Source organism: Gammaproteobacteria bacterium, from assembly GCA_027296625.1.
In the GTDB taxonomy this organism is placed as follows: Bacteria; Pseudomonadota; Gammaproteobacteria; order JAKEHO01; family JAKEHO01; genus JAKEHO01.
The window spans coordinates 46,771-69,583 of sequence record JAPUIX010000170.1 but is presented as its reverse complement, the minus strand read 5'-3'; the positions used below and the strand labels follow the sequence as shown (position 1 = coordinate 69,583).

The following is a 22,813-nucleotide window of genomic DNA, read 5'->3' as shown; positions in this document are numbered from 1 at the left end:
TAGCATATTCACCCGCCAGGATTGACAAATCACCTTGATATCAGCATAGTGACGCGCCTTTCATAGATAGACGGAGCCATTGCATTGGCAAACATTGCCTCAGCACGAAAACGTGCCCGTCAGGCTGAAAAGCGACGCAGGCACAACGCAAGCCGACGTTCCATGGTGCGCACCTACATAAAAAGGATCGTGCAGGCGATCGGGGCTAAGGATAAGAAAGCTGCAAATAAGGCCTATCAGGATGCCATGCCAATCATTGACCGAATGGCCCGAACAGGTCTGCTACACAAAAACAAGGCGGCGAGACATAAGCGGCGCTTATCAGCGCACATTCGTGCGCTATAGACGACGCATCACGCGTCTTCTCATCGCCGCCCAGATACCCAATGGTTAGACCAGCACCAGGTTGTCCCGGTGGATCAACTCTGCTTGATCCACATACCCCAGCAGCGCTTCGATCCGGTCGCTCGGCTGCCCCATGATGCGGCGGGTCTCCTCGGCGTTGTAATTTGCCAGCCCCCGAGCGACCTCGCGCCCGTCCGGTCCGATACAAGCAACGACTTCCCCACGTTTAAATTCACCTTCAACGGCGGTGACGCCCACCGCCAGCAGGCTCTTGCCTCGCTTGTTCAGTACCTCGACGGCACCGGCGTCCAATACCACTCGCCCACGCAATTTCATATGCCCGGCCAACCACTGCTTGCGGGCAGCAAGCGGTGTCTGGCCGGGCTCAAGGAAGGTGCCAACGGCCTCCCCCGCTGATAACGCCTCAAGGACGCCTAACCTCAGGCCCGATGCGATGACGGTCGACGTACCCGAGCGGGCGGCGAGCGCTGCCGCCGCAAGCTTGGTCCGCATCCCCCCTTGCCCCAGGCACCCCCCTCGGCTGCCATCGTCTCAAGGCTCGGATCCCCGGCACGCCCTTCCCTGACGAGCTTGGCCTGAGGATATTTACGCGGGTCACGCTCAAAGAGACCCTCCTGATCGGTCAAGATCACGAGCACGTCCGCCTCGATGAGGTTCGCCACGAGTCCTGCCAGCGTATCGTTATCACCCAATCGGATCTCGTTGGTTGCCACCGTATCGTTCTCATTCACCACGGGAATGACACCCAGATCCAAAAGGCTGCGGAGCGTGCTGCGTGCATTTAGATAACGCTGGCGTTCGGACAGGTCATCGTGTGTCAACAAAACTTGAGCCGTGTGCATGCCATAGCGCTGAAAGCACGATTCCCAAGCCTGGACAAGGCCCATTTGCCCAATCGCCGCCGCTGCCTGTAGCTCGTGAATGGCGCGGGGCCGACGAGTCCAACCGAGACGGGAGATACCTTCAGCAATCGACCCGGACGACACCAAGGCGACCTCTTTGTCTTGCTGACGGAGGCTCGCCATTTGCGCAACCCAATTCTTCAAGGAATCCGCACGTAGGCCGCGGCCATTGTCGGTCACGAGCGCACTGCCGATCTTAATCACCCAACGATTTGCGTGGCGCAGTGTCCCCCGATCAGCCATTGCCCCCTCCCCCTTCTGCAGCCTGGCGTTCTTCATATCCTTGAAACCACGCGTCGACAGCATCGATAAGCGCTTCACACCCTTCGCCGGTCAGCGCGGAGATCCGAAAAACGGGACCGCGCCAGCGAAGCTCCTCCACAAGCACATGAGCACGCTGTTCTCGCTCGTCACTGTCCAGAAGGTCTATCTTATTCAGCACCAGCCATCGCACTCCGGTCACCAACTGCTCGCTGTATTGCTTCAATTCCTGTTCAAGCGTCTGCACTTCATTCACAGGACGCGCCGCATCATCTCCACTGCCGATATCGACGACGTGTAACAATAGTCGGGTACGGGCCAGGTGCTTGAGAAAATGGATCCCGAGACCTGCTCCTTTGGAAGCGCCCTCGATCAATCCCGGAATATCTGCAATCACAAAACTGCGCTCATCATCCGTTCGGACCAGGCCAAGGTTTGGGTACAGGGTCGTGAAGGGATAATCAGCGACCCGAGGACGGGCGGCAGTGACTGCGCGAAGTAAGGTCGATTTGCCTGCGTTGGGCGTGCCCAAGAGCCCAACATCCGCGAGTACCTGGAGCTCCAGGTGGAGATTACGTCTCTCTCCCTCGGTCCCCTGGGTGGTTTTGCGTGGTGCCCGGTTGGTACTGCTTTTGAAATGGGCATTGCCAAGCCCGTGGGAGCCGCCTTTTGCCACGAGCAGCGTGTCTTCCCGGGAGATGAGATCCCCGATGAACTCATCCATGTCGGCATCGAACACCAGTGTCCCAAGCGGCACCTTGATCCGCTGATCCTTGCCACGCCTGCCGGTGCATTGACCCCCCATGCCGCGTCGACCATTTTCCCCGTGGAATCTTCGCGCGCAACGAAAATCCGCAAGCGTATTCAGCCCTTTATCCACAACAAGGTACACGCTGCCCCCGTCTCCACCATCACCCCCATCCGGTCCGCCACGGGGCAGGAACTTCTCACGGCGAAAACTCAAGCACCCATCGCCGCCATTCCCGGCTTCAACCCAAATAATCGCTTCATCGACAAACTTCATAATCAGAACATTACCACTGTCGTCCGTTGAGGCATAACCAGCCTGTTGCCGCCAATATGGGTCTATAAACAAAAAACCCCGTCACAGACGGGGTTTTGCTATGCCAGAGTTCCGTACTCGCCGTCAATTTGCAATCACGTTGACATATGTTCGGTTCTTTGGGCCTTTCGTTTTGAACTGCACCTTACCATTCGCCTTGGCATATAGCGTGTGGTCATGGCCACAGCCTACGTTCACGCCAGGATGGAACTTGGTGCCTCGCTGTCTGACGAGTATGTTGCCTGCAACGACGATCTGACCGCCAAAGCGTTTCACGCCAAGTCGTTTGGACTGAGAATCACGCCCGTTTCGTGTACTTCCGCCTGCTTTTTTATGTGCCATTACTGATCAATTCTTCACTTAAGCCGATGTCTTCTTGCGTCTTGTTGCTTTGCCGGCGACTTTGGTAATCGCAAGTTCAGTATAGGCTTGGCGGTGTCCCATTTGCTTGCGATGATGCTTACGCCGCTGGAATTTGATGATCTTCACCTTCGGTCCGCGCCCATGTGATTTTACCATAGCACGCACCTTGGCTCCCTCCACATAGGGTGTGCCCACAGTCACCTTTTCGCCATCGACCAGCATCAGTACGCGATCAATGTCGACCGAGGCGCCTTCCTCAATGTCGAGTTTCTCGACCTTCAGGGTATCCCCTTCGCTGACCTTGTATTGTTTGCCACCAGTTTGAATCACAGCGTACATGCCTGCACTCCACCAGTTCCTCAGTACATGGTATGGCGAAAGACGAACCTCGCGAGGGGCCAAATTCTAAGGAATTCGGCACCTCGATACAAGCGTACTAGGCACAACCACCTTGAATGCATGGCAATTTTGTCTCTGTCTTGGCAAAATGACTACTTCTTCCTCATCCAGCCCCCGCACCGCCGGCTTACGAATCGTGCAAACTGCAAAGCCCACTGCCCCTATAGACACCGGTACCCATATCGATGAATTGCGGCACCTCATCGCGGATGATATGAAGAGCGTTGATCAGTTTATCCAGAAACAACTGCACTCTGAAGTCGAGCTGATCAATCAACTGGGCCACTATATTGTGGATAGCGGGGGCAAACGGTTGCGCCCGGCGCTCTTACTTTTGTGTGCGCGGGCACTGGGTTATACCGGGAGCCACCATATCGATCTTGCAGCAGTCATCGAGTTTATTCATACAGCGACCTTATTACATGATGATGTCGTGGATGACTCGACGATGCGACGGGGAAGAGAGACCGCCAACCTGCTGTGGGGAAATGAAGCCAGCGTCCTAGTCGGCGATTTTCTTTACTCGCGCGCCTTTCAAATGATGATGGGTATCCACAACATGCGCGTGATGGAGATCCTGTCCGACGCCACCAATACCATCGCTGAAGGGGAAGTTTTACAGTTACTCAACCGTCATGACCCCGAAACAACTGAGTCGCGGTATCTGGAAGTGATTCGTAACAAAACGGCCAAGCTGTTTGCGGCAGCCGGTCAGCTGGGTGCGGTGATTACCGGACGTTCTATAGAAGATGAAGAAGCAATGGCGGCCTACGGCATGCATGTCGGTACAGCTTTTCAACTCATTGACGATGTGTTGGACTACAGCGCTTCAACTGCGGAGCTGGGTAAGAACATCGGTGATGATCTTGCCGAGGGCAAGCCCACGCTACCGCTCTTATATACCCTGTTGCATGGCACCGCAAAACAGGCCGCGACGATTCGGAAGGCAATCGTCAATGGCGGACTCAATCGCATCCATGAGGTAACCGATGCCATTGAGTCGACAGGTGCCATCGCTTACACTGCCGGCCTGGCGAGAAACGAGGCGGATAGCGCCGTACAATGTTTGAGCAACGTGCCTGCCTCGCCTTACAAAGACGCGCTCTACGCCCTCGCCGAATTCGCCGTCGATCGGACTAACTGACGAGCATTGTCGGGGTGTAGCTCAGCCTGGTAGAGCACTGCCTTCGGGAGGCAGGGGTCGCTGGTTCGAATCCAGTCACCCCGACCATTAATTCAAAGAGTTACATTCCAGCCCTATTCCCATGGCAAATCCGTAAGTACGTCGTCAGTGCAAAAATGCCGCTCAGGCCTACTGTGAGATCTCTAAACAGTTTTTTCTCAGGGGACGGGGAGAGAGGAAACATCAGGATGTTTGAGCTGTTGGGCCTAGCAGGAGCCAAAGAGAGTGGGATCGCCCTAGAGACGCGATTGCGCACGCCGCTCCGGAACTCACAGGCCCCAGAGCCAGATGCGCATCGCATCCTGATCGTTCAGCATCTCATGGATACCCATCCACAGTGGCAGTGTCGAAAGGCAGCTTGTGGGATCTACAGAGGAGCAATTTCAATTTATCAAGAAGGTAATCGATGACAGCGACTACTATATTCTCATCATCAGCGGCAGATTTGGCTCACTCTCAGCAGAAGGAATCAGGTATACAGAAAAAGAATACGATTACGCGATAGAGAAAGGCATCCCTGTCCTCGCGTTCTGTCATGGCAAACCCAAGGAAATACCAACCGGTAAATCCGAGCTTGAACCCGATGCGAGGGCTAAACTCAACCGGTTCCGCGAAAAAGTCAGCGAAAATGGACTTGTCAGGATCTGGACATCTGCTTCGGAATTAGCTGGTTTAGTCGCATCAAGCCTTAACAAAACGATTAGAACGCATGCCGCTACCGGTTGGGTTCGAGGTAACACCGCAATGAGGGGTCGCATTGAGTCGTAATCCGGCATTTTTATAAATGTTGCGATTAGGGGACAGAAAAAGACTATCGGTTCTCTATCTCCTTAACTATACGTTGCATAAGCACCTCATCAATTAGTCCATACGCCACAGCCTCTTGCCCATCCATGAAATGATCCCGCTCTGTGTCGGCATGGATCCGCTTCGTTGTTTGTCCTGTATGTTTGGCTAGAATTTTGTCTAACTGCTTTCGGTTCCTCAAGATCTCTTTTGCATGAATTGCCATGTCCGTGGCTTGTCCCTCGATATCTCCAAGGGGTTGATGCAGCACGATCCGCGAATGTGGCTGACAATATCGTTTCCCCGGTGCACCTCCCGCAAGTAGTAATGATCCCATGCCAGCAACTTCACCGATGCACAGGGTACTGATGTCTGGACTGATGAACTGCATGGTGTCATAGACCGCCATTCCTGCACTTACCGAGCCGACAGCAGAATTAAGATAAAAATGAATGTCTTTGTCAGGATTTTCAGATTCAAGGTAAAGCAACTGTGCAACTACCAGATTGGCGACCTCGTCCAAAAGCGGACCCACCAGGAATATGACTCTTTCCTTCAACAGGCGAGAGTAAATATCATAGGTGCGTTCCCCCCGGGCAGAAACCTCTATGACCATCGGAATCAGGTCAAGTGCCCGGATGGCGCTGCAGCTTTCTTTGTTGGGTAACTCAGTCAACAGATCCCTCAATTTTCTTCCTGGTGTGACATCTTTCTATTACGTGTCTTGCTTCTACATAGTCAAGATTGAATGTTGCGCAGGGCACTTGTTAAAAGTCAATCACCCTGACAATGGTACTAAAATTTAATTTACCTATGGCATTCAGCCCTTAGGGGGAGCAACATAATCAGGCAGCTCACGTGGTGAGTTGACAGTGACGGGAGAGGGCCAGAAGCGAAGTAAGTGTTAAATGATGGGTAAGGGCAAATTGCTGAATCTCCTTGGCCAGCTTTATTGCCGGCTAGGGATTCACGATTTTCGTGTGATTGACATCACCTTTGCTTTTGGCACTACTGGCAATATCGAGAAGATACAGTGTCAACGTTGTGGTCTCGTCATCACACGGACCGTGCGAGATTGATTGGACACACTCTCTTTGCGGTCGTCACATCCCCTTCCTTCTTAGAGAACCTTGTTTAATCGCTTGGACATTACTAACTAAAACGCCTTATCTAAGCCAGCAAATTTTAGGACAGCCTCTGCCGTATGGCTAGATTTGATTTCATCCTCGACAATAAAATGTATCCCTAAGAATAGGGCTATACCAGATTTCATGATCGCCTCCCCTTCGCGCCTGATGAAACAGTTTTTTGATAGAAGTCTTTTCTTCAGATCTTTCGAATTGGTAGACAATCACGTACTCCGAAGTTTGAGTTATTGTTGACAGGCCAGCATTATGGGTAGCTCCGATAAGGCTTTTAGTTTTTGCCTTATTTGATGATTATCGGAGTTTATTCAGGCAGTTTCTCTAGCATACAGACGGTGACGCGGCGGACAACTTCAATATTCATGATCAGTGCGATGACAATCAAAGTGAACAGTGGCTGGTTGAAGAGCGCCCCAAGGAAGATTATGAATACCCTGATGTCGCGGCCCAATCTGAAATAAACAGCGCCCCGAAGTCTCCTGGCCATTAACCCATCATATTTATCCGCAGTATAACTGATCATATAGGAACCGATGATCGCAGCAAAACCAATCACCAGGGATAGGTGCGTGTTGTTCGCAGAAAACTCGTGCCATGTCAGACCGAACAACAAGAAAGCGTCGGCATAGCGATCGAGGACCGCGTCAAACCAGGCACCCGCTTTACTCTCCGAATGTTTTAGCCGCGCAACTTCGCCATCAGAACCATCAATGATCGAGGCAAATTGTGCGACGAGCCCGCCGAGTGCCAATGCCGGATAGCCACCGATCATAAACAAGATCGCGGCAAAGCATGACAACAACCAGGAAGCGAAAGAAATCAGGTTTGGTGTCACAGGGGTGCGGACCAGGTATCCTGTTATCCAGCGGGAAAGCGGTCGGTTGAGATGGCGTGCAACCGGACCATCGCTGGGCTTACCACCCAACTCCTGCAATAGTCGGTGCTCTGCCTCATGAAAGGCTTCCGGTGTGTCAACATCGAGCCATGATTGTCCGGTCACATCGACAGTACCTGCCCGGCCCTCTTGCGCTAATTCATGCAGGGCATCGGAGAGTCCATACCTGCCCCTTGAGACGGCCGCCTCAAGCCCGTCAAACAGACCAAGCGTACAAAGAAAAACCCCCGTATCACCGGCATCCCATTGCTCAAGGTGTTTGTAGATCGCTTTGATGCGATTGTTCGTGATCCGTACCCGTGTCACGTCATCGAGATCGAATATGCCAGTCTTGTCATGATCCACTGCCAGGCAGATTGTGCCTGGGGCAGGTGGATTTTGGGCTAGCGCCTGCGGGATAGCTGGATCAAACAGGTGATCACTCATGACCAGAAAGAACGGGGCAGCGCCAGTATGTCCCTTGGCTGCAAGTGCACTAGAACCATTACCACGCAGCCAGTTCTCTGCCATACAAAATTCAATCGTCACACCACGACGACGAGCAATATCAATAAAATGTTCCTTGACTAGCTCGGCTTCAAAGCCAAGGACGACAATAAAATGCCGAATGTTGACTGCTTGACACAAGGTGCTGATGACGCGCTCGGCAAGTGACAGGCCCAACACTTTTATCAAGGGTTTCGGTGTGTTTGCAGTCGGGTACAGCCGTGATCCTGAGCCGGCGGCAAGAATGACTGCAACCTGGGGTGCCTCCATTTGACTGTCAACCTCCATCATTGCCCAAGCGTTCTACAATTTCGTCACACAGTGCCTGGTTCGCCGCAGCGATTAAACTGATGCCATCAGTCAAGCCAGATGCGGCTGGTAACGACGCACCATCGAGACCGGTGATGCATCCCCCAGCTTCCAGCAGCAAACATGCTGCGGCAAGATAGCTTTCCGGGGTCAGTCTGCTGCGTATATCGATATGGGCATCCGTTATTCCCGAGGCAACGAAGGTAATTGCACAGGCTGCGCTACCGTAGCAGCGTATACCTCTGGCATCAGCCATCATGCGTGCCAGATTCATGGCAGGTGCATAGTGGTTGAGTTCAATTGAGATCACGGCATCCGTAAGACAATGCACGTCTGAGGTCTGAAGCCGGATCATGTCAGACCATGCGCCAGATCTTTGTTGCGCGACCAGTGGGACTTCCTGATCGAGCGGACCAACAATCGATGCGATAACGGACTCAGGCTTTAATGGTGCATCAATAGGCAACACCGCGCAGGACAATGCAGATAACGGCAATCGCCGTGACCAGTTGTCAGAACCATCGACAGGATCCAGGATCAGACGGTGAGCAGGTGTGCCGGTACCAACTGTTTGTGGCTCGGACTCTTCAGATTCAACAAGAAGCGATACTGCTGATGTTTGCAGGTATTTCAGCGCAGCATCATTTGCGACCAGATCGAAAACCTTGACCACATCCCCTTTGGCGTTCGTTCCACAGGTTCCCTCCCGACTGCGAGTGATGACCGCCAAACGTACCAGGCGGTGGAGCTCGATCAGCTGTTCTGTCCAAGCGTGGTCCATGGTTCAGATAGCTTGATCGCATGGTCCCCGTTGCATTTACCGGTGAGAAAGTTTATTCGATCATACCGGCTTGATCGTCTTGTCCGGATACCTTTTCGTTGCTATCAGTACCATTAATAAAAGCATTACATGCCTCATAGGCCACCGAATCACGCATTTGCCGTGGTGGGCTCTTCATGTAGTAGGCGGAAACCGCCTCCAGCGGTCCGCTAAGGCCACGCTGCAACCCCAGTTTGGCACAGCGGATTGCATCGATGACGACACCGGCGCTGTTAGGAGAATCCTGCACCGACAGCCTGAGTTCAAGTTCAATCGGTGCATTGCCGAAGCCACGCCCCTCCATGCGTATGAAGGCCACCTTATTATCTCCCTGCCACTGCACATAATCCGACGGACCGATATGGATATCACCGGTAGCCAGCCGTTCGTCGAGTTGCGACTGCACGGACTCGGTCTTGGATATTTTCTTGGACTTCAAGCGTTCAAGCGCCAACATATTGAGGAAGTCTGTATTGCCTCCCGTATTCAGTTGATACGTCCGATCGAGACTGACACCACGGTCGCCGAACAAGCGCGTCAATGTGCGATGAACGATGGTAGCGCCGACCTGGCTCTTGATATCGTCCCCCACGATCGGTAGCCCCGCTGCCTGGAACTTCTTGGCCCATTCAGGATTGGAGGCAATGAACACCGGCATACAGTTGATCATGGCCACACCGGCATCCAGGCAGGCCTGTGCGTAGTGGCGCACCGCCTCCTCCGAGCCGACCGGCAGATAGCAAACCAACACCTCGGCTTTACTCCCCCTGAGGGCATCGACAATGTCTACAGGCTCGATGTCAGCAGGGCGGAAAGCTAAATCGTCCGGATAATCAGCCATGTGCCCCGCCACCCCATCGAGGATCGGTCCCATCTGCACCTTGACCCCGGAGACCGGCAAGGCTTTCTGGAAAACCAGGGTACAGTTCGGTTTAGCAAAGATGGCTTCTTCCACTGGCTTGCCGACCTTACGGTGATCGATGTCAAAAGCGGCCACAATTTCAATGTCGCTGACACCCCACAATCCGATCCTGGGGTGCATGAGGCCGGAAAATTCTTTTGCTTTACTGCCCTTGTAAAACTCGAGGCCCTGAATGAGGGAACTTGCACAGTTACCGACACCAACTAATGCTACCTTAATCTTTTTCATTCTCATCACTCCCTAAGCTAAGTCCCATATTGTCGCACATCGAAGTCCACTAAATATCACTGAAAATGGGGAATGCCCCTCTGGTTTGATTGCTTTGGTCTTTTTTATCCTGATAATAAGAGCTTCGCGCTCAGAGCTAAGGCCTGAACTTTACGATACCGTGCTAATCTATTGCTGCAAGCCGCGGGCGATACAGTGTCTTATAGGGGAGTAATTCGCGAAATGACTACGCAGCCGAGCGCGCAGGATGAAACCTACCAAGAGTACGTTCTTCAGGGTGTCTCACGGACCTTTGCGCTCACCATTCCACAATTGCCTCCAGAACTCTCCCGGATCGTTAGCAACGCTTACCTGCTCTGTCGCATTGCTGACACCATCGAAGACGACAATGCTTTGACATCGAAACAGAAGCGGCAGTGGTCAGATCGATTTATTAACGTCGTCGCCGGCAATGCGTCCGCAAACGATTTTGCCCAAGAACTAAAGCCGCTTTTATCTGAGAAGGCCTTGGATGCTGAACGGGATCTTGTCAAGAATACGACGCGCGTCATCCGGATAACCCACAGCTTTAATACGAATCAACACAGGGCCCTTGAGCGCTGTATTCGCATCATGGCGGAAGGCATGGCACGTTACCAAGAACACGAAACGTTGGACGGCCTGAAAGACCTGTCCGATATGGACACGTATTGCTATTACGTTGCGGGTGTGGTCGGTGAAATGTTGACGGAGCTGTTTTGCGATTATTCCGATGAAATCAATAAAAATCGAGAACAATTGATACCACTCGCTGTTTCTTTCGGGCAGGGTTTGCAGATGACGAACATTCTTAAAGACATCTGGGAAGATCGCAAACGTGGTGCCTGCTGGTTGCCGCGGGATGTCTTCTATAATTTGGGATTTGATCTTACAGACCTTACCCCGGGCAAGGGAGATGACGGCTTTATTGAGGGCCTTGCGCAGCTCATCGGCCTGGCCCGCGCCCATTTGCACAATGCACTGACGTATACCTTGGTCATTCCACAACACGAGCGAGGTATAAGGCGTTTCTGCCTGTGGGCGCTTGGGATGGCCATCCTGACGTTGCAAAAGATTAACCGCCACCGCAACTTCAGCGCGGGTCAAGAGGTCAAAATCTCTCGACGCAGTGTGAAAGGCACCATTGTGGTAACGAACCTTACTGCGGGCAGTGACAAACTCCTGAAACTTTTGTTTTCCTTGACGTCAAAGGGTTTACCCGTGGGTGCCATTCATGAGAAACTCAGCGGAATACTAAACAATGCCCGGATCCAAGTATGATGAGCGCAGCGGAGGACGCAGACGAATGCTTTATACCTGTCGTCCAATCCGCCCGGGAAACATAACAAATCCAGCTAACACTGAAAGCCCGCAAGCAGGTCACTAACAGAGAGTTTTGACCACTTAACGGTATTTTGCGTGCTTAATGAGGGGATGATGTCGATGCTGATGCAACCACGATATAAACTCACTGATGCTGAGGCGAGCAGCTACCCGGCTGAAATCGCCTTCAGATCGGCAGTGGACGAGCTGGATTTGGCCGTTGCCCGGGCAAGAGATGCTTTGTTGGCACACCAGCACGCCAAAGGTTACTGGTGTTATGAACTAGAGGCAGACTGTACGATACCTGCCGAATATATCTTAATGACACATTTCATGGATGAGGTCGATGAGGGGCTCGAGAGTAAGATTGCTAACTATCTTCGCGCCCATCAGGCCGATCACGGCGGCTGGCCACTCTATCTTGATGCTGACTTTGATTTGAGTTGTTCGGTCAAGGCGTACTACGCCTTAAAACTCGCTGGGGATGATCCCAACGCACCGCATATGGAAAAGGCCCAGCAGGCGATATTGGACCATGGCGGTGCCGCCCATAGCAACGTCTTCACCCGTATTGCGTTGGCGTTGTTTGGTCAGATCCCCTGGCGGGGTGTACCGTTTGTCCCGGTGGAGCACATGCTGCTGCCACGCTGGGCTCCATTTCACATTAGCAAGATTTCCTATTGGTCCCGCACGGTCATGGTGCCGCTTTCTATCCTTTGCAGCCTGAAGCCACGGGCCGCGAATCCTAAAGGTGTGGACATTCCGGAACTCTTCACCACACCACCTTTTGAAGAGAGGCACTATTTTCGGGCGAACTCGGCACTTGGCTCTGTGTTTCTCATTTTGGATCGCGTGCCCCGGGCGCTCGAGCCGCTCATCCCAAGCTGGATTCGCAAGCGCGCCATTAAAAGAGCAGAGACATGGGTCACAGCCCGGCTTAACGGCACGGGGGGTCTGGGCGGGATATTTCCCGCCATCGTCAACGCCTACGAGGTGCTCGCACTCTTGGGCTACCCCGAGGATCATCCGTATCGGGTCGAGACCAAACAAGCGATTAGAAACTTGCTGGTCATCGGCGACACGTCGGCCTACTGCCAGCCCTGTGTATCGCCCATCTGGGATACGGCCCTTGCTGCCTATGCGGTGGCAGAAACGTCCCCCGGCGACCCCCCAGAGGAGCTTACGCAAGCACTGGACTGGCTTGCCGAGCACCAACTGGCTGATGAACCAGGGGACTGGCGTGAAAATCATCCGGAGCTTGAAGGGGGCGGATGGGCCTTTCAATTTCAGAACACGTATTACCCGGATCTCGACGACACCCCGATGGTCGCCTGGGCCATGCACCGGGCTGACCCGCTCCGTTACCAGGAGGCCATTGAACGGGCCGCTGACTGGACCGCGGGCATGCAGTCTGCAAACGGCGGCTTCGGTTCCTTTGACTCAGACAATACCTGCTACTACCTCAATGCCATTCCATTCGCTGACCACGGGGCGCTGTTAGACCCGCCGACCAGCGACATCACGGGGCGCTGTCTGGTTCTGCTGTCGTTGGCAAACAAGCCGGAACACCGTGCTGCACGCGATAAGGCGCTCCGCTACTTGCGGGAAGAACAGGAGCCCGACGGTTCGTGGTTCGGCCGCTGGGGAACCAATTACATCTATGGTACGTGGTCCGTGCTGGCAGCACTGGAGATCGCGGGCGTTTCCCCGCGCGAGCCCTACATCCAGCGTGCTGCAGCGTGGCTCACCAGCGTTCAGCACCCCGACGGCGGTTGGGGTGAGGGCAATGACACCTATTTTGATCCTGCCAAGGCCGGCAGGGATCACGCCAGTACGCCTTTCCAGACGGCCTGGGCCCTGCTCGCGCTGATGGCTGCAGGACAGGTGCACTCAGGCGCTGTGCGGCGCGGCGTTGAATGCCTTATGCGGACCCAGGGAGCGGACGGTCTGTGGCATGACCCGTGTTCCACCGCCCCCGGCTTTCCGCGGGTGTTTTTCCTGAGATACCACGGTTATACCAAGTACTTTCCACTCTGGGCGCTCGCGCGCTACCGTAATCTGAAACAACGATAACGAGCTTGACCTGTCTGGGCGTCATCGCGGCCTTGCCCGACGAGGCCTGCTGTCTCACCGGCCGACCCATACCCACCGGGGATCCGGCCAAACTTGGAGGTGATGTCTTAGTCCAAGTCGCTGGCCTAGGCGCTGAGCGAACGCGCCGTGGCGCGGAACGATTACTGGCACTCGGCGCAACGGCATTGGCAAGCTGGGGCAGCGCCGGCGGGCTCGCCAGCGATCTGTCCCCGGGTGCGCTCGTGCTACCGGAAATGATTTTGGCAGAGGACAATAAAAAATACGCTGTTGATGCCGATTGGCACGCGCGTCTCTCTAAGTGCTTGCAGGACGAGCTTTGCATCCAGGTGGGAACGCTCATTGAAAGCACCAAAGTACTGGCAACACCAGCTGAGAAATCGGCTCTCTTCGTGCGGAGCAGCGCCGTCGCCACTGACATGGAAAGTGCTGCGGTGGCCGAAGCGGCCCGCAGCGCCGGCGTCCCTTGCATCGTGATCCGAGCCATCGTTGACACAGCCGATATCACGATACCCGACTGTGTCACCGCGGCAATCGATCAGGATGGCCAGGTGCAACGACTGAGGCTCCTTGCCGGGCTCCTGAGACGCCCCACAGAGTTATTGCCGGTTATCCGCCTAGGGAACTGTTTCCGCCAAGCGCAAATGACTTTAGGCAAAGTCGCTCGCCTTGCAGGTCCTTCGTTGCTCAACATTTAGCGATCGCGCAAGACTTTGATGAGGGGCGATACATCAAAACATTCGTCTTCACAAGATTGGTAAAATTGGTCCACGAAAACGCCTCAAAGCCACATGTAAAAACCGTCCAAGATATGAACGGAATGATGTCATACATTCACAAAACCCGATAGGGGTGCATCATGCAAAAGAGTGGCTACTTATCAGACAAACAATTGAATGATTTTGATCGCGATGGCTTCCTGATTATCAGGAGGCTCTGTGAGCTTGAGGAGTTACACAACATAACGCAATGGACTGAAGAAGTGGCGTCCTTCCCTGAAGTCCCTGGTAAATACATGATGTATTTCGAACAGAGCAAGCTTGAACCTCACAAGCGTATCCTCTCGCGGGTCGAAGATTTTGTCCCGTATCACGCTGGGTTCGAGAAACTGTTCAATATGGACAAGATGTTCGGCATCGTCTCCGAACTGTTTGGAGAACCAGCCGTGCTATTTAAAGATAAGATCAATTTCAAGATGTCCGGCGGTGATGGCTTCAAGGCTCACCAGGACATTCAGGCCGGATGGGACACCTATGCAAAGCTCCACATTACCGCGCTTGTCAGTATCGATGAATCAACGCCCGAAAATGGTTGTTTAGAATTGGCTGCAGGCCACCACAAAAAGGGCCTCATTGGTGAAAAGTGGCATCCTTTGGAAGACGACAATGAAGTGCGCTACGTTCCATATCCGATGAGTCCAGGCGATGCCGTCTTCTTTGATTCCTATACGCCACACCGATCGGGTCCTAACCTTACGGACAAACCGAGACGCGTTCTGTATGTTACTTACAACCGTTTGTCTGAAGGTGAACACCGGGCCATCTACTATGCGGACAAACGAAGAAGCTATCCCCCCGATTGCGAGAGAGAACCGGGTAAAACCTACGTCTTTCGCGTTTAAACAATCCTCTACACGATGGCCCATCGGATACGCGAAAAATCCAATGACCACAGCTGGCCGGATTGCAGCTATTCTGCGAATTTGCACTGCGCTAACCACGGCCGTGAATATACGACAGCGCCATCCCTTCGCTTTATTTAATACCTTAACCTTTCGGCTGCAGTGATAATTCCTGCACAAATTTAAAATATTCAGAACCCGAGAGTTCTTGACAGGGCAAAATTAAATATGCGCGCCCCCCTTCACCGATACGCAAACGACGCACTTACCTTCTGGGTGAACAGCGTCCAGCGCGGGGCGATCTGGGTTGTGACGGTGGCGACAGTTGCTGCAATCTACATTTTAGGCTACACGGTCGAACACCTTGCCATTAACACAGATACTGCCGAGTTGCTGGCTGAAGAACTGCCATGGCGACAGACATACTCGGCGTACAAACGCGAGTTCCCCCAACAGGTCGACACAATCCTCATTGTGGTCGATGCGGACACGGCGGACGAGGCCCATGATGCTGCTGTCTTAATTACAGAGCGGCTAAAACAAGAATCCGGCCTGTTTAAATCCGTTTATTACCGCAATGGGCTGTCGTTCTTTCGAGCCAATGGGCTCTTGTACTTAGAATCTTCAGAACTTGAAGACCTCACTGACAACCTTGCGATGGTACAACCGTTCCTTTCGAATCTCAGTAATGATCAGAGCCTGCGTGGCCTGTTTTCGATGCTCAATGATGCAACCCGCGCGCTAGTTGATGGCATACACGTTGAACTTGGTACGGTATACGAGCGCATTCGCGATGCCTTGGATGCAGCACTTCAAACACGACGATATCGATTATCCTGGCAAGACGTGATGACAGGGGGGGACACTGACCCAAGAGAATACCGGCAATTCATCATCGTTCAACCTGAGCTCGATTTCAGCCAACTGCTCCCTGCAGAGCCGGCAGTCAATGCCATACGGGCCCTCAGTGCAGACTTGGGAATGACCCCGGAGAACGGCATCCGCGTACGCCTGACTGGGGATACACCTCTAGCTCACGAGGAGCTGATGAGTGCAATCCGCGCGACTGCAGTGGCGGCCGTTCTGGCGCTTGCCATGATTACCATCGTACTGTGGATTGGCCTCGGCTCAATGCGACTTGTACTGATCACGCTGTACACGCTTATCTGTGGCCTTATCTATACAGCCGGCTTTGCGACAGTGGCTGTCGGCGAATTAAACCTCATATCCATCGCATTTGCCGTGCTCTATCCCAGTTTAGGGGTCGATTTCTGCATCCACTTCAATCTCCGCTACCGAGGGCTATTGCAAGAACACGGGGATCATGCCGCCGCATTGCATACCGTGGTACGCCAGATCGGCAGCGCGCTGCTGCTTGCTGCGCTGACTACGGCGGTTGGGTTCTACGCCTTCATTCCCACAGGCTATGTCGGCGTGGCGGAACTCGGCTTGATCGCAGGCACAGGCATGTTCATCAGCTTAGGTTTGTGTCTTAGTTTACTCCCCGCCTTGCTGAGCCTTACGCGGCTCTCACTCGCGCCGCAACAGCCACGGCGTACGTTCTCATCAGCACATCCCAAACTGTTGAATTTCCCCGTAAGGCACGCGCGGATAATCGTGAGCATCACCTTATTCTTGGGCCTGGGGTCTCTATTTTTACTTCCATATGTGACATTCGATCCCAATACGTTGAACCTTAAGGATCCCGAGACCGAGTCAGTCATCACCTATCGAGAGTTGTTGAAAGACAAAGACACGTCTCCTTGGCGGAGTGTGTTGTTGGCAAAGAATCATCGTGATGCGAAACGCACCAAAGATAAACTCAAAAAACTGTCGGTCGTCGATAAGGTTGTCACAGTGGATAGTTTCATTCCGACGGATCAGGATGAGAAATTGCTCCTTATAGATGATATGACGCTGATTCTTGGTCCCACACTGCAGCCCACAGACAACCAAGAGTTACCCAGTGCTATCGAGCAAGCAGAAGCATTACGCGAGTTTCATCACACGCTCAATAAGCTCATTGAGGCCCGCCCTGACGAATCCATCACCCGTCAAGCGAAATCACTCAATGACACCCTGCAGCGCTTTTTCGAACGGTTAGAAGACCTAGACGCGGATGCACGTACTCAACTCTTGGCGCGATTACAGGAAAGTCTTGTCAGCACCCTTCCCGGACGCTTACAGGCATTGCAAGAGGCACTCCGTGCTAAGCCCGTGGCTTTCCGGGATCTGCCACTGGAATTCATTGAGCGCTGGGTTACACCCGGTGGACAGTATCTAATTGAGGTATTTCCTAGGGAGAACTTAGAGGACAATGGCGCTCTGAGACGATTTGTTAGCGAATTGCGGACAATCGCTCCGGACTTTACCGGACCACCGGTTATCAATCTGGAAGCCGGGGATGCGGTCGTGTCCGCGTTCCAGCAGGCATTTCTATCTGCGCTTTTTGTCATCGCGTTATTACTGGTCCTGCTATTGGATAGAAAGATTGATGCAGTTTTCGTCCTGCTCCCGCTCCTACTCGCAGGCGTCTTCACCGCCGCGGCGAGCGTGGTGCTTGATATACCGTTTAATTTCGCCAATATCATCGCGCTGCCGCTGCTTTTGGGGATCGGCGTGGATAGCGGTATCCACATGGTGCACCGTTTCCGCACTGCACCGCCCAAAGACGGCGTGTTACTTGCGACCAGCTCAGCGCGTGCCGTATTCTTCAGTGCCTTGACCACCATTGTTGGCTTTAGCAACCTGGCCTTTGCGCCTCATCAAGGAATGGCCAGCATGGGAAAACTGCTTGCGTTAGGCGTAGCCTTCACCCTTGTCTGCACGCTCGTGGTACTTCCTGCTCTGCTCGCTACCGGCCGCACCGGGGCCGTATCTGAACCCACGAGTCTGTAGCATGACAACCCTAATCACGGGAGCAACCGGTTTTGTCGGCTCAGCCGTCGTACGCGCCCTGTCAGATGCCGGGCACCAGGTGCGAGCACTCGTACGCCCCACCAGCGATCTGAGAAATCTTAACGGTCTGCGCATCGATGTGGCGGAAGGCGATCTCACCGATCGCCCATCACTAGAGCGTGCCCTTTTAACATGCACCGTCCTGTTCCATGTGGCAGCTGACTACCGCCTCTGGGCAAGCAGGCCAGAAGAATTGTATGAGGCGAACGTCACTGGCACACGCAACGTCATGCTTGCCGCCCTCAACGCCGGCATCGAGCGAATTGTGTACACGAGCAGCGTGGCAACTTTAGGTCTCAATCCAGATGGCAGTCCCGCCGATGAAACAACACCTGTGTCTGTCGAAGACATGATTGGTCACTACAAACGCTCTAAGTTTCTGGCTGAGGCGGAGGTGCATCGATTAGTGAAAGATGAGGGGCTGCCGGCGGTCGTTGTAAATCCATCGGCGCCTGTAGGACCGAGGGACATCAAACCAACGCCGACAGGTCGAATGATTCTGGATGCAGTAACCGATCGTATGCCGGCCTATGTTGATACAGGACTTAACCTCGCGCATGTCGATGATGTTGCTGCGGGCCATCTCTTGGCCTACCAGCACGGGAAAACAGGCGAGCGTTACATCTTGGGCGGATACAATATGACGCTTAAAGAAATCCTGCACGAAATCGCCTCGTTGACTGGACACGCCCCGCCCAGAATCCGGTTGCCCCATACTGCATTGTTGCCCATCGCATATTTCTCGGAAGCATGGGCAAAGGTAACAGGCGGCAGCGAGCCGCGCGTGACAGTTGATGGTGTGCGGATGTCTAGAAAAATGATGTTCTTCAGCAGTGATAAAGCACAGCGGGAGCTCGGGTATCAACCACGACCGATCAGAGAAGCCCTGCGAGACGCCATGGAATGGTTTCGCAGTCACGGTTACTGCTGATTACATCACCGGCCACATCACTCATAAGTCGAATCACGGCTACGTATACTGCCCAGCGGTTTGCACTGGATAAGAAAAACCGCGAGCATGGTATTTTAAGTTGCTGGAGTCAGAGTAAGCATACTAAGAGCAGCTAAGGTCCAATGTGTCAATCGAAAGCACGCCACCATTGTTTCTGCTCGTGTCTTAACGTTGGATAACGATCCGTGAAAATCACCGCCTATATCGCCTGGATTGCGGGACTTGCACTATTCGTTGGCATTATCAGCTACCAGGGTGTGTCAGAGGTTGCTGCTACGCTTGCGGTTGCCGGCTGGGGGCTTCTTGTCGTGACACTCTTTCACCTGGTGCCGATGTGGGCGGATGCGGTCGCATGGAGCCGCCTGATTGAACCGACACGGCCACGGTTTCACAGGCTGCTATGGGCTCGTTGGGTGGGTGAATCAGTCAACGGCTTGCTACCGGCCGCCCAGATAGGGGGCGATGTGCTCAAGGCACGACTGCTTATGCACTTTGGTGTCCCAGGTGTTACGGCAGGTGCCAGCGTCGTGGTGGATCTCACCGCAGCGATCTTAACTCAAATCATATTCACGGGCGTTGGTCTTGGTATGTTGCTGACAATATTTAGTGAGCAGCTGGCTGTCAACGCTGTACTTGGCGCACTACTCATCTCATTACTTGCAACCTGGGGATTTTTCTACGCGCAACAGCGGGGTCTCTTTACAGTCCTGGTACGCGTATTGAAAGTAGTCGTCGGTGATCGCGACTGGATATCGTCGCTTGGGGATCCGAAGGCACTCGATAGCGCGATCGTCGACCTCTATCGACAAGACCGAACGATTCTCACCGTTTGCATCTGGCGATTGTTAGGCTGGTTTCTCGGTGTGGGCGAAGTTTGGCTGGCAATGTATTTCCTCGGCAGACCGGTATCATTGATGGAAGCGCTGTTGCTGGAAAGCCTTGGTCAAGCCATCCGAGCAGCCGGGTTCGCAATCCCGGGGGCTCTGGGCGTGCAGGAAGGCGGTTACATTTTTCTTGGCAGCTTGCTCGGGATCACACCTGATATCTCACTGGCACTGTCATTGACAAAGCGGGTACGCGAACTACTGTTAGGATTGCCGGGCCTGCTATCCTGGCAAATTGCGGAGGGGAAGCGTCTGTGGCTACGCCGTGAAAAGCCGTCCAAAGATACGTCCCCAAGTGCAGACAACTAAGCAAAGGCCCCAATGCGAGACACGTTTTCGAGCAATTCATCTCGTTTTTATTCCGCATTAATACCCCTGGTCGCTGTGTGTGACACGACATGAAGGCGATAATCCTCGCAGCCGGGATCGGCCAGCGTCTTGGTAAAGAAGTGCACGATGGCCCAAAATGCCTGATCAAATTCGATGGTGCCACACTTTTGGCTCGACACTTGGAAACGCTTCGCCAGTGTGGCGTCGAGCATGTCATCATCGCGGTCGGCTATCGGCACGAATTAATTGAAGACGAGATACAAAAGGTTGCGCCCGATGGCTTTGTCAGCGTCATCCACAATCCAGACTACAGAAAAGGCAGCGTTATCAGTCTCTGGGTTGTACGGGAACACTTGGCCTCGGGCGACGGTGCGCTATTAACCGATGCCGATGTACTATACGATCATCGGTTGATTCGGCGGCTGATGGATAGCCGATGGCACAATTGTTTCTTGTTAGATCGAGATTTTGAGCCTGGAGACGAACCCGTTAAGTTGTGTCTCCACAATAAGCGCCTGGTCGAGTTTCGCAAGCAGATTGATGAAACGCTCGAATTTGATATGTGCGGCGAAGCCGTTGGATTCTTCCGCTTTTCCAGAGACATTGCTAACCGCATAGCCGCCAGGGCTGAATACTATGCCAGTGCAGGCCTCGATGAGGAACCCTACGAGGAAGTCATTCGGGATGTATTACTTGCTTCTCCCCACGAATTTGCCTACGAAGACATTACCGGCTTGCCCTGGATCGAGATCGACTTTCCAGCCGATATCGGCCGCGCTCAACGCCACATACTCCCCAAGATCATGAATTCGGCTCACTAAATGGCAAAGCCCCAAACACCCGCCTGCTCACCAAGCAAATGTGCTCAGTTACGAGCATTGCTTGAATCGCCGGAACTCGAATTTATCATGGAGGCGCATAACGGAATCAGTGCCCGAATTGTGGAGGAAGCCGGTTTTAAGGGGATCTGGGCCAGTGGCTTGGCCATCTCTGCTCAATTCGGCGTACGGGACAACAATGAGGCAAGCTGGACTCAGGTAGTGGAAATGCTTGAGTTTATGGCAGACGCAACGCGGATCCCAATCTTACTTGATGGGGATACCGGCTACGGCGACTTCAACAATATGCGTCGGCTTGTAAGAAAACTTGAACAAAGGGGAGTAGCCGGTGTTTGTATTGAAGACAAATTGTTCCCAAAATCGAACAGTTTCATCAACCCAAACCGCCAACCCTTAGCAAATGTGGATGAATTTTGCGGCAAGATCAAGGCAGGGAAGGATAGCCAGACCGATCCGGATTTCAGAATCGTCGCGAGAGTCGAGGCGTTAATTACCGGTTGGGATATGAGCGAAGCGCTACGTCGGGCCAGCGCCTATTATAAAGCAGGGGCCGACGCGATTTTAATTCACAGCAGGCTGCCACGTCCCGATGAAGTGCTGACGTTTACACGAGAGTGGTCCGGCCGATCACCACTCATCATTGTGCCCACAACCTATTGTAGTACGCCAACAGATGTCTTTCGCAAAGAAAAAATTAGTCTTGTGATCTGGGCAAATCAAATGATACGCACTTCTGTGTCGAGCATGTCGTCCATCGCTCAGGAGATCCAGTCAAGTCAGACTCTAGTCAATATCGAAGATCGCATCGCCCCAGTCCAAGAACTATTCCGCCTGCAGGGTGCCGACGAATTGCTCGACGCAGCACAGCGTTACGCGAGGCCAAATGAACACCAGACCCATGCAATTGTTCTTGCGGCAACGCGGGGGCAAGAGTTGGCGGGACTGACACATGATCGGCCCAAGGGTATGCTGCCGATCGGAGGCCAGCCACTTCTCAGTCGACTCGTAAGTGAATTCAAGAAACAAGAGATTAACGATATAGCTATTGTGGCCGGTTACAAGGCGGAGGCTATCACTAATATCAAAGGCGTCAAGGTGATGATTAATCCCGACCATGAATCCACGGGTGAGTTAGCCTCGCTGGCCTGTGCTCAAGGGTCATTCCATGACGACATGCTGATCCTGTATGGAGATCTCCTGTTTCGTAGCTACATCTTAAGGGACTTACTGGATTGCCAAGGTGAAATCGTTGCAGTCGTCGATTCGGCAACGCCTAGCACTCCCCTCTCCGGTTCACCGGATTTTGCCTATTGCTCAGCGCCAGATGATCGTTCGTTGTTTAGCCAGGACGTCGAACTCCTGCATGTATCAGAAAAGACCAAAAACGATGACTTCGGGCAACCAAATGGCCGCTGGATCGGCATGCTGCGTACACGCAGACTGGGTAGACAATGGTTAACCAAGGCACTTGACAAACTAATGCAGCATCCTCACTTCAACCGCATGGGCATGCCAGATCTTTTGAACCATCTTGTTCAAAACGGCAACACAATCACAGTGCATTACATCAATGGGCACTGGCTTGACGTGAACACACTGGACGATATCGACCGTGCGGGCGATTTCACACATGGGACCTTAACATACGATCGCCCAAGGAATCGGTGAC

The 22,813-nt window shown here is 53.3% G+C and carries 21 protein-coding genes, 1 tRNA gene and 2 pseudogenes; 15 read left to right on the top strand and 9 right to left on the bottom strand.

All coding sequences use genetic code 11. The annotated features are described in order from the left end of the window. The first annotated feature begins 84 nt into the window (after nucleotides 1-84). Nucleotides 85-345 (top strand): 30S ribosomal protein S20, encoded by a 261-nt coding sequence (rpsT, locus tag O6944_10645; protein MCZ6719593.1) that lies wholly within the window; start codon nucleotides 85-87, stop codon nucleotides 343-345. Nucleotides 346-390: 45 nt separating this feature from the next. Here rpsT and proB read toward each other — a convergent pair. From proB to rplU, 4 genes and pseudogenes are all read right to left on the bottom strand, one after another. Then, nucleotides 391-1,511: pseudogene (gene proB, locus O6944_10640) on the bottom strand (glutamate 5-kinase). Further along, nucleotides 1,504-2,553 (bottom strand): GTPase ObgE, encoded by a 1,050-nt coding sequence (gene obgE / locus O6944_10635; GenBank protein ID MCZ6719592.1) that lies wholly within the window; start codon nucleotides 2,551-2,553, stop codon nucleotides 1,504-1,506. Before obgE ends, proB begins: the two are co-directional and overlap by 8 nt. A gap of 123 nt (nucleotides 2,554-2,676) precedes the next feature. Further along, nucleotides 2,677-2,934: a 50S ribosomal protein L27 gene (gene rpmA / locus O6944_10630; GenBank protein ID MCZ6719591.1), complete on the bottom strand. Its 258-nt coding sequence runs from the start codon at nucleotides 2,932-2,934 to the stop codon at nucleotides 2,677-2,679. A gap of 18 nt (nucleotides 2,935-2,952) precedes the next feature. After that, nucleotides 2,953-3,294 (bottom strand): 50S ribosomal protein L21, encoded by a 342-nt coding sequence (gene rplU / locus O6944_10625; protein ID MCZ6719590.1) that lies wholly within the window; start codon nucleotides 3,292-3,294, stop codon nucleotides 2,953-2,955. 241 nt (nucleotides 3,295-3,535) lie between these two features. On the opposite strand from rplU, the gene ispB reads away from it, so the two are divergent. From ispB to O6944_10605, 4 genes are all read left to right on the top strand, one after another. Then, entirely contained in the window at nucleotides 3,536-4,498 is a 963-nt protein-coding gene (gene ispB / locus O6944_10620) for an octaprenyl diphosphate synthase (GenBank protein ID MCZ6719589.1), read from the top strand. Between the two features lie 10 nt (nucleotides 4,499-4,508). Continuing rightward, nucleotides 4,509-4,585, top strand: a tRNA-Pro gene (locus O6944_10615). A gap of 140 nt (nucleotides 4,586-4,725) precedes the next feature. Continuing rightward, entirely contained in the window at nucleotides 4,726-4,947 is a 222-nt protein-coding gene (locus O6944_10610) for a hypothetical protein (GenBank protein MCZ6719588.1), read from the top strand. Then, nucleotides 4,898-5,305, top strand: a complete 408-nt coding sequence (locus O6944_10605; protein ID MCZ6719587.1) for a DUF4062 domain-containing protein — start codon at nucleotides 4,898-4,900, stop codon at nucleotides 5,303-5,305. Before O6944_10610 ends, O6944_10605 begins: the two co-directional genes overlap by 50 nt. Before the next feature lie 43 nt (nucleotides 5,306-5,348). Here O6944_10605 and O6944_10600 read toward each other — a convergent pair whose 3' ends face one another. Next, nucleotides 5,349-5,963: an ATP-dependent Clp protease proteolytic subunit gene (locus O6944_10600; protein ID MCZ6719586.1), complete on the bottom strand. Its 615-nt coding sequence runs from the start codon at nucleotides 5,961-5,963 to the stop codon at nucleotides 5,349-5,351. Between the two features lie 268 nt (nucleotides 5,964-6,231). Between O6944_10600 and O6944_10595 the strand changes: the two genes are divergently transcribed. After that, nucleotides 6,232-6,402, top strand: coding sequence for a hypothetical protein (locus O6944_10595; protein ID MCZ6719585.1), 171 nt, complete (start codon nucleotides 6,232-6,234; stop codon nucleotides 6,400-6,402). Between the two features lie 77 nt (nucleotides 6,403-6,479). On the opposite strand, the pseudogene O6944_10590 reads toward O6944_10595, so the two are convergent. The 4 genes and pseudogenes from O6944_10590 to O6944_10575 all read right to left on the bottom strand — a co-directional run bounded on the left by O6944_10590 (nucleotide 6,480) and on the right by O6944_10575 (nucleotide 10,128). Beyond that, a pseudogene (locus O6944_10590) lies at nucleotides 6,480-6,674 on the bottom strand (type II toxin-antitoxin system HicA family toxin). A gap of 98 nt (nucleotides 6,675-6,772) precedes the next feature. Continuing rightward, the gene (locus O6944_10585; GenBank protein ID MCZ6719584.1) at nucleotides 6,773-8,140 is read right to left on the bottom strand and encodes an NTP transferase domain-containing protein; all 1,368 of its coding nucleotides are present in this window, start codon (nucleotides 8,138-8,140) and stop codon (nucleotides 6,773-6,775) included. Next, nucleotides 8,127-8,939 (bottom strand): hypothetical protein, encoded by an 813-nt coding sequence (locus tag O6944_10580; GenBank protein MCZ6719583.1) that lies wholly within the window; start codon nucleotides 8,937-8,939, stop codon nucleotides 8,127-8,129. The genes O6944_10585 and O6944_10580 overlap by 14 nt, the downstream gene beginning before the upstream one ends. 52 nt (nucleotides 8,940-8,991) lie before the next feature. Beyond that, a complete protein-coding gene (locus tag O6944_10575) occupies nucleotides 8,992-10,128 on the bottom strand; it encodes an inositol-3-phosphate synthase (GenBank protein ID MCZ6719582.1) in 1,137 nt (378 codons plus the stop codon). 222 nt (nucleotides 10,129-10,350) lie between these two features. On the opposite strand from O6944_10575, the gene O6944_10570 reads away from it, so the two are divergent. From O6944_10570 to aepX, 9 genes are all read left to right on the top strand, one after another. Next, entirely contained in the window at nucleotides 10,351-11,427 is a 1,077-nt protein-coding gene (locus O6944_10570; GenBank protein MCZ6719581.1) for a phytoene/squalene synthase family protein, read from the top strand. A 168-nt stretch (nucleotides 11,428-11,595) separates the two neighbouring features. Continuing rightward, entirely contained in the window at nucleotides 11,596-13,542 is a 1,947-nt protein-coding gene (gene shc, locus O6944_10565) for a squalene--hopene cyclase (protein MCZ6719580.1), read from the top strand. Between the two features lie 5 nt (nucleotides 13,543-13,547). Further along, nucleotides 13,548-14,258, top strand: coding sequence for a purine phosphorylase (locus O6944_10560; GenBank protein MCZ6719579.1), 711 nt, complete (start codon nucleotides 13,548-13,550; stop codon nucleotides 14,256-14,258). Between the two features lie 161 nt (nucleotides 14,259-14,419). Then, complete coding sequence (locus tag O6944_10555) at nucleotides 14,420-15,181, top strand: phytanoyl-CoA dioxygenase family protein (GenBank protein ID MCZ6719578.1); 762 nt, start codon at nucleotides 14,420-14,422, stop codon at nucleotides 15,179-15,181. A gap of 228 nt (nucleotides 15,182-15,409) precedes the next feature. Further along, on the top strand, nucleotides 15,410-18,079 hold the full coding sequence (locus O6944_10550) for an MMPL family transporter (GenBank protein MCZ6719577.1): 2,670 nt from the start codon (nucleotides 15,410-15,412) through the stop codon (nucleotides 18,077-18,079). A 1-nt stretch (nucleotide 18,080) separates the two neighbouring features. Then, entirely contained in the window at nucleotides 18,081-19,070 is a 990-nt protein-coding gene (locus O6944_10545) for an NAD-dependent epimerase/dehydratase family protein (GenBank protein ID MCZ6719576.1), read from the top strand. A gap of 206 nt (nucleotides 19,071-19,276) precedes the next feature. Beyond that, nucleotides 19,277-20,284, top strand: a complete 1,008-nt coding sequence (locus tag O6944_10540) for a lysylphosphatidylglycerol synthase domain-containing protein (protein ID MCZ6719575.1) — start codon at nucleotides 19,277-19,279, stop codon at nucleotides 20,282-20,284. Nucleotides 20,285-20,373: 89 nt separating this feature from the next. Next, nucleotides 20,374-21,126: a phosphocholine cytidylyltransferase family protein gene (locus O6944_10535; GenBank protein MCZ6719574.1), complete on the top strand. Its 753-nt coding sequence runs from the start codon at nucleotides 20,374-20,376 to the stop codon at nucleotides 21,124-21,126. After that, complete coding sequence (aepX, locus tag O6944_10530; GenBank protein ID MCZ6719573.1) at nucleotides 21,127-22,812, top strand: phosphoenolpyruvate mutase; 1,686 nt, start codon at nucleotides 21,127-21,129, stop codon at nucleotides 22,810-22,812. Nucleotide 22,813: the final 1 nt, after the last annotated feature.